At 30.7% G+C, this 14,864-nt stretch carries 14 protein-coding genes, 1 tRNA gene and 1 pseudogene; 6 read left to right on the forward strand and 10 right to left on the reverse strand.

Annotation, left to right across the window (positions count from 1 at the left end; all coding sequences use genetic code 11):
- Positions 1–20 precede the first annotated feature (20 nt).
- The 10 genes from I6760_RS03630 to I6760_RS03675 all read right to left on the reverse strand — a co-directional run bounded on the left by I6760_RS03630 (position 21) and on the right by I6760_RS03675 (position 8,467).
- Positions 21–1,055: a zinc-binding dehydrogenase gene (locus tag I6760_RS03630; protein WP_196593137.1), complete on the reverse strand. Its 1,035-nt coding sequence runs from the start codon at positions 1,053–1,055 to the stop codon at positions 21–23.
- A gap of 88 nt (positions 1,056–1,143) precedes the next feature.
- Positions 1,144–2,406 carry a PTS galactitol transporter subunit IIC gene (locus I6760_RS03635; protein ID WP_196593138.1) on the reverse strand — a complete coding sequence of 421 codons (1,263 nt, stop codon included), beginning with the start codon at positions 2,404–2,406 and terminating at the stop codon, positions 1,144–1,146.
- A gap of 40 nt (positions 2,407–2,446) precedes the next feature.
- Positions 2,447–2,728 (reverse strand): PTS sugar transporter subunit IIB, encoded by a 282-nt coding sequence (locus tag I6760_RS03640; RefSeq protein WP_196593139.1) that lies wholly within the window; start codon positions 2,726–2,728, stop codon positions 2,447–2,449.
- A 6-nt stretch (positions 2,729–2,734) separates the two neighbouring features.
- Entirely contained in the window at positions 2,735–3,202 is a 468-nt protein-coding gene (locus I6760_RS03645) for a PTS sugar transporter subunit IIA (RefSeq protein WP_196594749.1), read from the reverse strand.
- Positions 3,183–6,134 (reverse strand): sigma 54-interacting transcriptional regulator, encoded by a 2,952-nt coding sequence (locus I6760_RS03650; protein WP_196593140.1) that lies wholly within the window; start codon positions 6,132–6,134, stop codon positions 3,183–3,185. The genes I6760_RS03645 and I6760_RS03650 overlap by 20 nt, the downstream gene beginning before the upstream one ends.
- Before the next feature lie 620 nt (positions 6,135–6,754).
- Positions 6,755–6,847, reverse strand: a tRNA-Ser gene (locus I6760_RS03655).
- An 81-nt stretch (positions 6,848–6,928) separates the two neighbouring features.
- Entirely contained in the window at positions 6,929–7,267 is a 339-nt protein-coding gene (locus I6760_RS03660; protein WP_196593141.1) for a DDE-type integrase/transposase/recombinase, read from the reverse strand.
- A gap of 12 nt (positions 7,268–7,279) precedes the next feature.
- Entirely contained in the window at positions 7,280–7,717 is a 438-nt protein-coding gene (locus I6760_RS03665; protein ID WP_196593142.1) for a DDE-type integrase/transposase/recombinase, read from the reverse strand.
- Positions 7,707–8,054, reverse strand: a complete 348-nt coding sequence (locus tag I6760_RS03670; RefSeq protein WP_196592626.1) for a transposase — start codon at positions 8,052–8,054, stop codon at positions 7,707–7,709. The genes I6760_RS03665 and I6760_RS03670 overlap by 11 nt, the downstream gene beginning before the upstream one ends.
- A gap of 149 nt (positions 8,055–8,203) precedes the next feature.
- Positions 8,204–8,467 carry a hypothetical protein gene (locus I6760_RS03675; RefSeq protein ID WP_196593143.1) on the reverse strand — a complete coding sequence of 88 codons (264 nt, stop codon included), beginning with the start codon at positions 8,465–8,467 and terminating at the stop codon, positions 8,204–8,206.
- Between the two features lie 161 nt (positions 8,468–8,628).
- Between I6760_RS03675 and I6760_RS03680 the strand changes: the two genes are divergently transcribed.
- The 6 genes and pseudogenes from I6760_RS03680 to I6760_RS03705 all read left to right on the forward strand — a co-directional run bounded on the left by I6760_RS03680 (position 8,629) and on the right by I6760_RS03705 (position 14,864).
- Entirely contained in the window at positions 8,629–10,728 is a 2,100-nt protein-coding gene (locus I6760_RS03680; RefSeq protein WP_196593144.1) for a hypothetical protein, read from the forward strand.
- Positions 10,729–10,749: 21 nt separating this feature from the next.
- A complete protein-coding gene (locus tag I6760_RS03685) occupies positions 10,750–11,151 on the forward strand; it encodes a hypothetical protein (protein ID WP_196593145.1) in 402 nt (133 codons plus the stop codon).
- A gap of 14 nt (positions 11,152–11,165) precedes the next feature.
- The gene (locus I6760_RS03690) at positions 11,166–12,104 is read left to right on the forward strand and encodes a hypothetical protein (protein WP_196593146.1); all 939 of its coding nucleotides are present in this window, start codon (positions 11,166–11,168) and stop codon (positions 12,102–12,104) included.
- A 14-nt stretch (positions 12,105–12,118) separates the two neighbouring features.
- Positions 12,119–14,059, forward strand: coding sequence for a hypothetical protein (locus tag I6760_RS03695; RefSeq protein WP_196593147.1), 1,941 nt, complete (start codon positions 12,119–12,121; stop codon positions 14,057–14,059).
- Between the two features lie 24 nt (positions 14,060–14,083).
- Positions 14,084–14,512: pseudogene (locus I6760_RS03700) on the forward strand (IS66 family transposase); the annotation flags it as partial.
- Between the two features lie 64 nt (positions 14,513–14,576).
- Positions 14,577–14,864: a transposase gene (locus tag I6760_RS03705; RefSeq protein ID WP_196593149.1), complete on the forward strand. Its 288-nt coding sequence runs from the start codon at positions 14,577–14,579 to the stop codon at positions 14,862–14,864.

Consider the following 14,864-nt stretch of genomic DNA (forward strand, 5'->3'; position numbering starts at 1 on the left):
TAAACCTCCTTCAGGTAAACTTAAATTGGTTTCATTACAACCTTTATTGCTTGTCCACTTTTTATAAAAGTGTACGCTTTATCCCATTCATTAATATATACTTCATGCGTAATCATTTTATCGGCATTAATTTTTCCTTCACTCATAAGTCGTAGTGTTGGTTCCCAATCATGGGTATTTTGACTGCGGCTTCCAGAAACTATAATTTCCTTTTGAATAATTTTAGAAAAATCTACTGGTACTATATCTTTAGCAAAAAGCCCTATTTGCACATATTGCCCCTTTTTACGCAAAAGTTCCATACCAAGATGCATAGCGGGAACCGCTCCCGTACAATCATAACAAACATCAGCACCATATCCACCTGTTAATTGATTTACTAATTTTTGTGGATCATCCTTTTGCACATCAATTATATGTTCAATACCAAACCTTTTATTAGCAATTTGTAATCGTCTAGCATCCTGGGTCAACCCTGTCATAATAACATGCCCACCATATGACATAACTATCTGAGCTACCAATAATCCTATCGGCCCTGGTCCTAAAACCAACACTATATCGCCTTTTGTAATTTTAGCTTTATTCACTCCATGATAAGCACAGGCTGCAGCCTCAGTAATTGATGCTTCACGTGTAGATAAATTTTGTGGTAAAATATGTACACTTTCTTTGCGAGCTATAACATATTTAGCTGCAGCTCCATCTTGCTGTGTACCTAAACCCCTACGGTGCGGACAAAGATTATATTCTTGTGCCTTACAATATCTACATTTTCCACACACATAAAAAGTCGTTTCTGAAGTTACGCGATCACCAATTTTAAAGTTTGTAACATTTTCCCCAATTTCTGATATAATTCCAGCAAATTCATGTCCTATTGTTAATCCAACTGCGTCCGTATTATAATGGCCTTCATACGTATGAATATCACTTCCACATACGCCTATATACTCAACCTTAATTTTAACCTGATCATCATTAATTTGTGGTTCTGGTTTATCAATAATTTCCCAATGACCAGCGCCAACTTGCATTTTTACTAAAGCTTTCATTGCAAAATTCCTTTCAAATATCACTTGTTAATATAACCAAAGCTATAGAAATTATCTCCATAAATTTCATATTATTCACAAACAAAACTTAGATAAACTGAAAAATTTTAATTATAATCCAATTTAAGAAATTACCCCCAAGATCAAGACTAGATATCATCGTTGTATTTTGCGGCATTTGAAAATGCGCTGCAATAGCCATTGATGTATGGAATGGTGCGATATTTGTTGCCATTAAAAGTGCCAATCCCATTACAACTATGCCTGCCAAAACAGAATGTACAATATTTCCTTTTGCTGCACCAACTATAAACGCTACATAAAAACATATTGTTGCTAAATCACCAAAAGGAAGCACATTATTTCCTGGTATAATAACTGAAAGGAACAATGTACATGGAACAAGTACAAGTGCAGTAGCAATAACTGCTGGATGTCCAACTGCCACTGCTGCATCTAATCCAATAGTAAGTTCTCTATCCTTACCAAAATTTTTCTTTTGTAAATATTCCTTAACTGATTCTGATATTGGTATAAGTCCTTCCATAAGTATTTTTACCATACGTGGCATTAAGAACATAACACCAGCCATAATGATCCCAATTTGAAGAATTTTACCTATTGGATAACCTGCTAAAATTCCTAATAAAACCCCCAATATTAATCCCATCATAAGAGGTTCACCAAAAATACCAAAACGCTTTTGTATCGCCTCAGGATCTGCATGCAAATTTCTTATTCCAGGAATTTTACTGATAACTTTTACAATTGGAATACCAATAAGCCCTTGGGCACAAGTAGAACCTGTTGGAAACGAAAGTCCTTCCATACCAAAATAATTTTTTACAATTGGTGTAGTCCAATCAGCAATTTTTAATACAGCAATTTCATAAATAATACCTGCCAAAATAGCAAATAGCCAATTTCCATCAGTTAATACAAAAACTGTTGCTGATGCTGCTGCGAAATGCCAATAATTCCAAATATCAATATCAACAACATTGGTGGTTTTAGTTACAAGCATTGCAATATTCACTACCATGCAAATAGGTATCATAAATGCCGCTACAGGTGATGCCCATGTCATAGCCGCAGCTGCTGGCCAACCTACATCAATAATGTTTAACGCTAAACCGTAGCGAGTGACCATCTGATGTGTAGCATCACCAAGATTTGATGTAAGTAATCCAATAACAAGATTAATTCCTACAAAACCAACACCAATTGTTACACCGGAGCGAAATGCTTTTTTAAACCCTTGTCCAAAAGCCATACCAATAATTGTAATAACTATTGGCAGCATTACTGTAGGTCCAAGCCCTAATATAAATTTCACTGCTTCTAAAATCATTAATGTCCCCTCCTAAAATATTAAATATTTTAACAATCCTTTATCTCAGTACATTAAGTATTTCTTTATCTGTTTTTTCCGTGTTCATATTCGTTAAATAATTTAAAGCTTTAACAACTGGTATTTTGTATTCGCGTGGTGGAATCGTAGTTGTTACAAGAAGTGATGCTTGTTCTTCATAACTACCAACTTCAGCAATTTTACATTGAATTATCTTTGCTGAAACATTATTTTCCTTCAATAATTCTTCTACTTTTTTACAAACAACTGTTGATGTAGCAATACCTGTACCACATGCTACTAACACTACTTTTTCAGCCATTTTTATTCATCCCTTCAATTTTAATTTTTCCTGCATAAATATCTTAACCAACCGACTATTTTGTTCTGTAACTAAAAAATCTAATGCATCTTTATCCTGTAAAACTGCCATTAATTTTTGCAACATATTGAGCTGTGTATGTTTTTCCTTCATTGCCAGCATAAATGCTAATTTCACAAGTACCGTAGCATCTTTTTCTCCCATGACTATAAATTTTACTGGTTTTTTAAACCGGGCTATACTAATTGCTGGTATATTCACATGTTCAATATCAGTATGAGGAATTGCTACACCATATGGTTGTGTAGGTAATCCTGTTGGAAATATTTTTTCTCGTTCCAAAATAGCATTTTTAAAAGTATTTTTTACAAATTTATTCTCATATAAATTATCTGCCATTTTCCCCAGCAAAATTGTTTTATCCGCTCCTACCAAATCCAATAAAATCAATTTTTCATTTATTGTAATTTGCATTGCCAATTAGGACCTCCCTTAATTCTTTCTCTGTTTTTGCCTTTTCCAGTTGTTGAATAATTTTTTTATCAAGAAATTTTTTATACAAATATTGCACACTATCTTTACCATCAATATCTAATCCCAACATACAAACAAGTGTTGTTGATTGTTTATTACCCCAATTTATTGGTTTTGCAAGTTTTGCAAATAATATTACTGGAGACTTAACATAAGAACTATCTGCATGAGGTAATGCTACTTTATTATTTACCAAAAACGGTCCTAATTTTTCCCGATTTAAAACAGCCTGTTCATAATTCAATTCAACATAACCAGTTTTAACTAAATATTCACACATTTTGTGGATTACCTTATTTTTAGTATTTTCTTCCTGTAATATTAAAAATTTCATTGATTTTATAATTTTAGGAATTTTTTCTTTTTTCAATTGTAAGAAAGTCGGTATATTTATTAACGGAGTATTGATTATTCTTGATAAATGATCTAGCCCTTCTTGTGTCATCAATTCACGCAAAGAAATATATGGTACATTTTTTACTCTAGGATTAACACTTCCTATAATTACCAATATTTCATATTTTTTTATTATATCGGCAAATTGCTGATCAATATTATTTTCTCCAATTACTCCCATGTGCAGTAAGGAAATATTACTTATTTTTTTACCAAAAATTTTTCTAAGTCTCTGTGAACAATAAACCGCCGCACCTTCACCAGTAAAACATGTAGTAATAATTGCTTTTTCTTTTTTAAACTGCTCACTTTTTTCTACAGGCAATTTAGGAAAAGTTTCTAACATTCCTTCAATTGTTTCAACTAAATTACCTAAAGTAGCTTCTGGTAATATACTACGCCGCAATGCTTCTATTACCATCATAGTATCAACACGACAAATAGTTTCGACATGAATTTTAGTTCTAGCTTGTATAATCTCACCAAAAGTAAGTAATGAACCCATATCAACTAATAATAAAACGCCCTTACCCTCATCCGCTTCATATACTATCTTCTGCAAATCTTCACATGCATCTGTTGGATCTTGTTCAAAACTCATATTAAAAGACTTTCCATGTGTTACATTTAAAAGCTTTGATGCTACATCTAATAAGGCACTAGCAACACTGCCATGTGCTGCCACTACTACACCAACTCGCCCTTCTTCTTCTGTTTCAGTTTTATGCAAATAAAGTGCTATATAACCAATTTCGTCATCTGGCAATTCAATCTTATAACGATACTCAATAGCAAGTGCCATTTTGCATGCAGCTGCATATTCACAGGAAAATTTTTCTTTTATTGCCACAAGATTAGGATTAATAATTTTCTTTCCTTGTCCTAAACGAGTAAACGCAGCATTGAGATGAACAGCTAAACAATACACTAAGGATTGATCAAATTCTCCTAATTCTTTTTCAGCTATTTGAAGAATTTCCTGCGATAAATTAATAACATCCCTACCTATTACTTTAGCAACTTCATCTAAAGTTAACGGTGCCATACGCCTTTGACTATGCGCAATAATATTTTGCAGTTTTTTTTCAATTTCAGCACCAATCAACTTATTTATCTTTTCTGATGTTATCCCATGCTTTTCATAGTTGTCATATAGCTGTTCAATATATATATAAAATTCTTTAGGAAAACTATATATGTCTTCTGTAAGTATTTTAGACTCTGTAGTTTCTGCTCCTGGCTCAAACCAACCATCTTTCCAAATTAAACTATCAATTTGTTTACGCCTACCAGATAACTTTAACAATCCTTTTTTCACATGAAGTGGTAAATTAGATACATCAACATGTACAATTTCATCTTTATGCATTACAAAGTCCAAGAATGACTTAGCACAAGCTACTTGAATATCACTTTTAAGCTGTCCAATATTACCCATACAATCATATAAAAGATAAGCTTTCATTGTATCAAGCGTTACATGTAAAACAACATTCATTCTAGTTGCTTCATTATTAAAGAATTTTTCAATAAGATGCAATCGTTCAGTAAGCGGTCGTTCAGATAATGCTGGTAAAGAAATCAGCATAGGAATACGTCTTTTAAACGTAGCCAAGAGATTAGTTTCAATATTTTCCGTAGTTGCTGCAATAAGTTGAATATTTGCCTTATGAATTGCATCAGTTTCTCCTAGTCGACGAAAGTGACCTCTATCAATAAGTTGAAATAGCATTTCCTGGCCTTCTGAAGAAAGTCGATGAACTTCATCAAGGAACAAAATTCCTCCATCTGTCTGCTCTATCAAACCTTTACGATCAACTGTTGCTCCAGTATATGCTCCTTTAACGCATCCAAATAATTGCGTAATAAGTAATTGAGGATTATCTGCATAATCAGCACAATTAAAAATATTAAATGGTGCTTTAGTCGAAATACTTGCAGACTCCAAAGCAAATTTATACATTGATTCCGCTAATTCGGATTTACCGACTCCAGTCTCTCCAACTATTAAACAGTGCAACCCATGCGGTGGATAAAGCATTCCTGCTTTTGCCTGTTGTATTTGTGCATATAAACTACCATGTACTCCAATAAGATTTTCAAATGCACAGCTTCCCCTTCTTATATCTTTCTTTTGTTTTTCATCCTCCTTAGATAACAACATTTTTTTACTAGCATGTTGCCTATCTATAATCTGCAAATATTTTCCCAGCAAATAATCAGATATTGTATAATTTTTACTTCTTAGTGATATCTTTAGTTCTTTTAAGGCAATTTCTGGTCTGATTTTTAATATTTCCTGAATTTCACTCAATATATATTTTTGTTTTCGTTCTCGTGAATCAGGGATTTGTAACTCTCTACGCAAAATTGTTATATATTCTCTACTAATTGAAAAATGCTTTGCTAAATCCATATCTTTGTAGGGACTATTATGATCTTCCTGCATAATCAATTTTTGGATTTCATTTTTCATAATTTCCTCCTTCTATATATTCTTATATGCAAATAAGATGCCAAAAAATAGTAAATAATTTTCTTATGCCTCGCTTTTCTTTTATTTTCAATCGTTATATTATAATATAATAATTCATTATATATTATATAATTATTTTTTTTATTGTTTTTTTATTGTTTTTTTACTTTTTTTGTTACATTTTTTATGTTTTTTACATTAAATAACCTTCTTGTAAAATAAAGTAAATAGTATTTTATAAGAAAGAAAAAAATCTATAATTTATTGCCTATATTTATGGCTTAATCTAGGTAACCAGAAACTACATAAAAAAATTATATATTATTAAAAAGTTCACTATGTACTTAATAGAAATATTGATTATGTTAAATGTTTTAAAAGTTTATTGACAACAAATAAAAAAGGGCTGTTCCACATAAGTAAAATGTGGAACAGCCCTTTTTAGATAAATCAACAAATATATTATTTTTTCGTATTCATCCGGCAACATTTTGTAATAGCAGTGACTATTAATCCACTACTAGATTGATGTTTATAGATAAAAAAGTAAACCGTCAGAGAATACAAGTGACATAAAAAGAAAAGGCCCTGCGAAAATTCGCAAAGCCTTGATTTCATTATGGCAGAGAGGGTGGGATTCGAACCCACGGTACCTTGCGGTACAATTGATTTCGAGTTGTATATGAATCTTTTTATCTATCTTTAATTACTCCATTTACAACTAAATAACTATTAATACATCAATGTTTATACTCATTTAGTTGTTATTTTTTCCCCAACAATACTAAACACTTTTATGGAATCTGTTGGATTGTCAACAGTAAACTAAACAGATTTTTTAAGGGCATTTTCTTTGAATAGATATACTTCTTAATTGCTTGACGCGCCTCTTTTAGGTTGGCATATTGGGTCAGATAAGCTTCTTCATACTTGAAACTTCGAAACCAACGTTCAATAATAATATTGTCAGCCCATCGTCTCTTCCCATCCATGCTTTGACGGATATTATTCCCCTTGAGAAATTCAATATATTCATTGCTGGTGAATTGGCACCCCTGATCTGAATTTAAAATTAGTGGCTTGGCAACTCTAAAAGCTTTTCCAAGTGCATGAATGACCATTCTTGTATCCAATGTATCATCTACTTACCAGCCAACAATACATCGGCTATACCAATCGATGACAGCAGTCAAATAAAGGAATCCTCGCTTGATGGGAATATAGGTGATGTCTATTGACCAGGCTTGATTTGGCCGAGATATTACGGCATTACGCATTAAGTAAGGACATACCTTTGCCTGCTGCATGCGCTTTGAAAGATTCATCTTCGGATATATCGCGTCAATTCCTATTTCCGTCATATATCGGCGTGCTTTCCTGCGCCCTACTAAATAACCGAGGTTTTTAAGTTGAGATGATATTTGACGTGCGCCCCAAGCGGGATTATCCGTATGAATACGGTCTATAATGGCCTTACATGCAAGCTCTTCTTCTGAAACTGGCGTTCCTTTGTAATAAATGCTAGTACGATTTACTTCAAGTAATTCAGCGCCTTTTTGAGCTGGAAGTTCCTTAGTCGTCAAAAGGTTTCGGACTAAATTTACTTTCGTAGTCAGGTCCAAGGAGTTCTGTAGATTTTTTTTTCAACCAGTCCACCTGCATGGTGAGCTGGCCAACCTTTTTCGCATATTCTTCTTTCTCTTTGCGTTCCTCATCAAGCTTTTCTCTGATATTCTCCTCACGGGAATCATCGAATACAACAGAGGCTTTATCAAGAAATTCCTTTTTCCAGTTTCGCAAAAGATTTGGCTGTATGCTATTTTCGGTAGCTACCGAGTTGAGATCTTTCTCACCCTTGAGCAGTTCAAGAACAAGATCCGATTTGAATTTTGCTGTGAAATTTCTTCTTTTCCGAGACATAAATGAACCTTCTTTCGAGTGTTATCTACAGTATATCAGGTTCATTATAAACGTGTTCAGAAAATGTCTTAATTTATGAGACCATTATAGTTATAATAGCTCTTAATAAAGCTGAATTAGCTTGTTGGCATTTACTGATATTTTTAATTTTATAGTAATAATAAGCACTCCGAGAAATATGAATGCATCGGTATAACAAACTCTACGGCACAGCTAAGCCGGTTATAATCAAGTTTTTTATTAAGGATACGAATTTGAGATTCAAAATTATAAACTTTTTTATTTAATGTATTACTGCGATTTTCAGTAACTGGATTAAGACCTGATTTTTTTAGCCAGGAACGCAAAGTATCTATGCAAATACCAAATTCTTTGTCAACTTGTTTAACGGGAAACTTTTGTTCAATAACCATTTTTATAGCACCTTAAAACTATTAAATTTTTACTAGCACAATGAGAAATTTAATATATATTAGTATTTTAAAATATACTATAAGATGATATTATATAAATAATATCTGTTGAATAATAAAATATAATTTACGTAATTATCTACTAAGGAGTAATTTACATAGTGAATACTGAAAATGAATCAAAAAATATACGAATAACTGATTGTTTTTATGCAACTGCTATCTTAGGTGTATTGTTAACTATAAATTATGGGCTTATTAGTCAGTATTCAATTTCGCCATTTATAACTATAATAAATAACATAATATTTTTATTAATTTGGTCAATTTTTATGATAAAACGCTTTAATTCCTATAAAAAAATGATAGATAATGAGCAGCGCACTAAATTTGAAAATATTTTACATATTATAGATAACTATAATACGGAAACTAAACATATAAATGAAAATAAAATTAATGAACTGCAAAATTACATGCAAAAAAAATTTAATGATACAGAATCAATGACTAAAACTCTTGAAAATTCATTAACATTGAAACTCAATGATTTTATTAATTCTCAGGAAAAGATTAATACTGAAAACATTACTGCAGTTTTATCAAAAATAGATAAATCTAAAGAAGATATACAAAACTGGTTGCAAAACAACATCGTAATATTGATAGAAAAACAGTTAGACAATCAAGAAATATTGCTCACTCGTTTAGATGAAAATAACAATCTTATTAACAACAATAAAGAAGCATTTATTTTAGCTATTGATAATAAAGCAAACGATATAAAAACAGAAGCAAGTAATGCAATTGCTTCTGTAGAGAAAAAATCAGAAAAATTAAATTTAATAGTCCAAGAAACAAATAGTATAGTTCGCGACTCTATTAATAACATTAGTAAAAACCATCAAGAAATTAAACAATTGTTTATTGATTCATTAATCGATTTAGGTATAAATATTATAGATCATTTGAATGTGCTTGAAAGTCAAAGCTTTACTTTCAGAAAAGAATATAATATGCACCTGAATAATAACCAGCACGAATTGTTACTAGAGGTAAATAAAAGTAAAGAATATATAGTAACATATTTCCTAAACACACTCTCAAAAACTGAATCTACAATATTTGAAGTAAATAAAACAGTTGAAATCGCATCCCAAAAGCAGTCACATGATATTGTGAATATACAGAAGAAATTAGATGCTAATAAAGATATTATTATGAATAGTGCTATTGATAATACAAAAACTTTAAAAAATGAATTGATTATTAACAGACAAGAACAATCAGCTAATTCTGCTGAAATTAATAATTTAATCAATATAACTAAATCTTCTATTTTAGAAGTTAAAACAACTCTGCAAGAGTCTTTACATAAATTAGAAATAGAACAGAATGATTTATATAAAAATTTTAAGTTTATTGAAATAGAAATAAAAAAAATTAATAATAGCATTCCAATAACACACCAATCACTTATTAAGCTTATAAACAAAAATACAATTAAAATAGAAAACGATCTTGAACAATCAATTCAGGATATTAATCAAATTGATAAACAGATAACAGAACTTGCTCAAGGATTTAAAAAATTAATATATGAGACTACGCATAACATTGAAAATCACTCCCATGACATTGGAAATAACTTTACAGAATTGGAATCTAAGTTAAAAACACTACAGGAAAATAATCAAAAAAATTATTATAGCATACAAGATATTTTGCATGAAAATTATGATTCTATAACAAAGTATAATGAAAACAAAAAAAACCAACTAGAGTCTTTAATAAAAAAATTATCAGATCTGACCTCTACAATAACAATTGCTAAAAATCCGGAAATGAATATTACTCATTCAGCAAAAAATGATATAGACAGTGATACTATCTCAAAGTACTCTTCCGATAATATCAAAAAACGATTAAGCCAAGAAATCCCTAAATGGGATAAAAAAGACCCAAATCGAGTAGAAACTATAAAAGATGATAATACTGGAAAAACAGTAAAAAACACCTATCAAAATAATAATTTAATTATGAGTGAAATGATCGAAAACAATAGAGTGACTTACATTATAGAGTTTGATACTAATGGTCATAAAACTAAAAGTAAAAATTATAATAATGAAGGACATCCAGTTATTGAACTCGAATTTCATCCCAATGGGCAAATTGCACAACGAAAAGAAACAATACTGAAAAATGGTAAGCATTTTTATAAAATAACAAAATTTGATTTACAAGGAAATATAATTTAACTATCACAAGGAGTGATGAAAATGTTTTTGAATTTATTAAATGAAACTGAAGGTAAAAATTTCTTAGAATTAGCTAAAATCGCTATGGATGCAGATGGAATTATCAAAGAAAGCGAAAAAAAAGCATTTAATACTTACCAATCAGAATTAAACTTACAAAATTATCAATTAAAAGATAAATCTTATGATAGCTTAGTAACAATATTTCAGGGAAGCACAAAAAGAGTAAAGAAAGTAATAATTATTGAATTATCTGGGATATTAGATGCTGATGAAGAAATTGATGTAAATGAACAGAATTGGATAAAAAAATTAGGAATAGAATGGGGGTTCCGTGATTCCGAAATAAAAAAAATGATTCGTTGGACACAGGATTTTAATGATTTAGTAAAAGAGGCTTGTGAATTTATTAATAAAAGATAAGGCAGGGGATAATAATGGGATTTTGGTCTAGTGCAGGTTCATTTTTTTCTAACACATATAGTGCAGTAAAAAATATTGTTGAAAAAGGTATTGATAAATGTAAATCAGGAGTTAGTGCCATAAAACAAGGAACAACTAATGTTTGGAATAAATTTACAGGAAAGGATAAAATAAAAGAAGCACAAGAACTATATGAAAAAATAAGACAAAAATATATAGATGCAAAAGCTGCTTTTGATAATGATTCGTCCATATTAATTGACCAGATTAAAAATCATGTTAAATGTATTAACAAAAGTAAGGTAAATATAAAAACCCAACTTTTCCCCTTAATGGCAGATAAATTAAAACAATTTGCTGATTATGATATAAATCAAATATTTCCACATGAAGAATATGTTGCAAAAAAACTTAATATAGAAAATATCCAGCATAAATCAAAATTATTTAAGATAGACTTTGATAATCATAAATTTAAGACAACTGTTGAAAGTATTCTTACACTAGGATTTTATACAAGAAAAAAAGCCTCAGAATCTTTGGATGCTGTACTAGAACAAGAAATAGTAGTCGATGAAAATATTAAAAAAATGAAAGCTGAAGTATCAAGGTTGAATATACTTAATACTTCATTAAGTAATATAGAGTTTTATTTTACTACAATGGAAAATAAGTATATAATGCTGCTACAAAGGGTAGCTTGTGCATTAGACTATCTTTATGTTCGAAATATAAGCTTTATGCATAAAGTGGTTCGCACACAAATGAAAGTATCTAATCTGCCCCGAGTACAACAAAAAGAATTGGAAGCTTTAGATATTACTAGCAAAATATTAAGTGCCATGGTTAATATGCAAGTTTTAGATTTACACAATGAAATAACTGTAGAAAACATTGCCAAAACAATAAAGAAACAATACACAGAAATAGATGATATTTTGGCAGCAGCATAAAGGAGAAGTGTATTGTGAAAAAAAATTTTGATCAATCTATGCAAGAATTAGAAAATGCATCCCCATTAAATGCAGCTAAGATTATACAAAAAATGGAGATGTATGATTCTAAATCTGCACAGCAAATTATTGATGAAGTATATCAGGAATTTGCAACTAATAAAGATAAAGAAACTAACATTATTAAACCGATATTTTTATCAATTGCAGATAGTCTAATTCAAGGAACTTCTTTTGGTCGTCTAGCAGGTCGAAAAGGTCTAACCGCATCAAGAATTATCGATGATTGTGAAAATTTTTCATATCAAGTTACTGATCAAATTAGTGATACTGATGGATATACAGAGCATGTTAATAATTCAGAATATGTAGGCAATTTTGGTGGGGGAATAAAAAATAACTCTAAAACAAATCAAGAAGATACAAAACTAACGGAGAAAATCTATAAAGAAAATTTTACGCGAAATCTTCATGAGAAAGATCCATATAATCGAAAAAAATATGAGAATCAAAATGAAATGAACAAATATCGCAATAAAAAAATAGAAGAAGCGGGCAAAAATAAAAATTTAGAAGATGAATATACAGGAAAAATAAATATTACTGGCAAAAAAAATAATTATGATAAGCGTCATGGAGAATATAGTCGAGAATTCCAAGCTGAAACAGACCATATCGTTCCACTAGCAACAATACAAAAACAATTTAAAAACAATTATGCATTAAGTGATGATGATATCAAGAAAATAGCTAATGATGATTCTAATTTCGCTATTACCTCTGGCTCATTAAATGCGGCAAAAAATGATAAATCCAATAAGCAATTCATTGAAAAAATGGGAAACAATCTAGATTCTGAAACAAAAGAAAGAATGATAAAAAAAGCCAATGATGCTCAGGAAAGCATTGAATGGTCTGCAAATAAAACTGTTTTTAATAATATTACTGGTAAAGGACACACAGATCGTATTGCTAGAAAACAAGCTTGTGATGCGGAAGAAAAAAGACTTGGCAGAACGCTTACCCGAGAAGAACGATCAAACATAGATGCAAGGTTAATTAAAAAGAAACAGCAAAAAATATTGGACTCTACAATGAAAAATGCTACAACTCAGTCCAAAGATTATGCTATTGGTAATACAATTTTATTTATGATAAAACCACTTTATTATGAAGTAAAAGATATAGCTATCAATGGTATGAGCCATGGTGTAGGTGTAGCTTCGGTTACTGATGCCTTTTATATCCGATTTAACCGAGTAAAAAAATATGTTATAGATAACATGCTCCCATTCCTAAAAAACAATTTAATCGATTTTATTAAGAACTTGCTTTCTTCTTTTGTTGAAGGAATCATTAGCCTTTTTACAGGTATTTTTAAGCATGTATTAAAACTTATCAAAGAAGGCATTAAATTATTTATGTCATCTTTTAAAACACTTTTTGGTAAAGAAAGTAAATCAATGACTACTGCTGAAAAAGGTGATGCCCTTATAAAAATTATTGGGGGAAGCGTACTAGCAATTGCTGGAGTAGGAATTGAAGCATTATTATCAAAACTTGCTATTGGAGAACCATGGTCTGTCATATTTTCAACATTTTTTTCTGGAATTGCATCAACTGCATTTATGATATTATTAGATAGAGTCGATTTGTTTAGTATTAAGTCTGCACAACGACGCAATCGTATCATTGAAATATTTAATGCAAGAATTACTGATATTGATTATGCTATTGAAACTTGCAATACACAAGGAATTGAATTATTAAAAAAACAACAGCAAGGATTTGTTGAATTAAATCAAGTCATTAATATTGGTTTTGAAGAAAATAATATTAATTATATAACTGATGGATTATATAAAATGGCATCTTTTATGCATGTTGACCTACCATATTCAAATACAGATGAATTTGCCGCTTATTATGATACCCACCCAAGAATTGCATTATAACCTAATGAAACCTTTTAAATTTATAAAAAATATATAAACTATTATTGGTCATACCTTAAAATAAACAAAAATAAAATATTGCCAAAATCCAAACTAGGCAAAGCAATAAACTATGCCCTAAACAACCAGCAAAAATTGCAGACCTACCTAGAAAATGGTCATTGTGACATATCCAATAACCTAGCAGAAAACAGCATCCGTCCATTTACCATAGGCCGGAAAAACTGGCTGTTTTCCGGTTCGCCCAAAGGAGCCAAAGCAAGCGCCGCAGTATACAGCATAATAGAAACCTGCAAAGCAAATAAAATAGATGCTTATAAATATCTTGAATACATATTTAAAAAGCTGCCTAACCAGCCAATTATTCATAATCCTGCGCTGATAGAAAATTATCTGCCATGGAGTGACGAAATAAAAAATAACTGTAGTCAATATAATGAACCCATAAATTAAGACAAAAAATCAGTTGTTTTTAAGTTAGGTATTGACTAATATTTTAGATGAAGGAGACATTCTTATGAAACGTAATCCGCACACACCTAACGAAAAAGCGAAACTGGTTCTTGAAGTCTTAAAAGGTGAACGCACGCTCAACGAAATTGCTTCAGAACATGGCATTCATCCAAACATGCTTTCAAGATGGAAAAACGAAGCTATCGCTGGATTAGCGTCTGTTTTTGAAAACGATGCTGCCCAGAAACGTAAAGAGAAAAAAGAACACGAGGCCGAAATTGATGAACTCTATGCTCAAATTGGCAAACTAACTACTCAAAATGAGTGGTTGAAAAAAAAATCTGGTCTGTGA

The organism is Pectinatus sottacetonis (genome assembly GCF_015732155.1).
GTDB classification, from domain to species: Bacteria; Bacillota; Negativicutes; order Selenomonadales; family Selenomonadaceae; genus Pectinatus; species Pectinatus sottacetonis.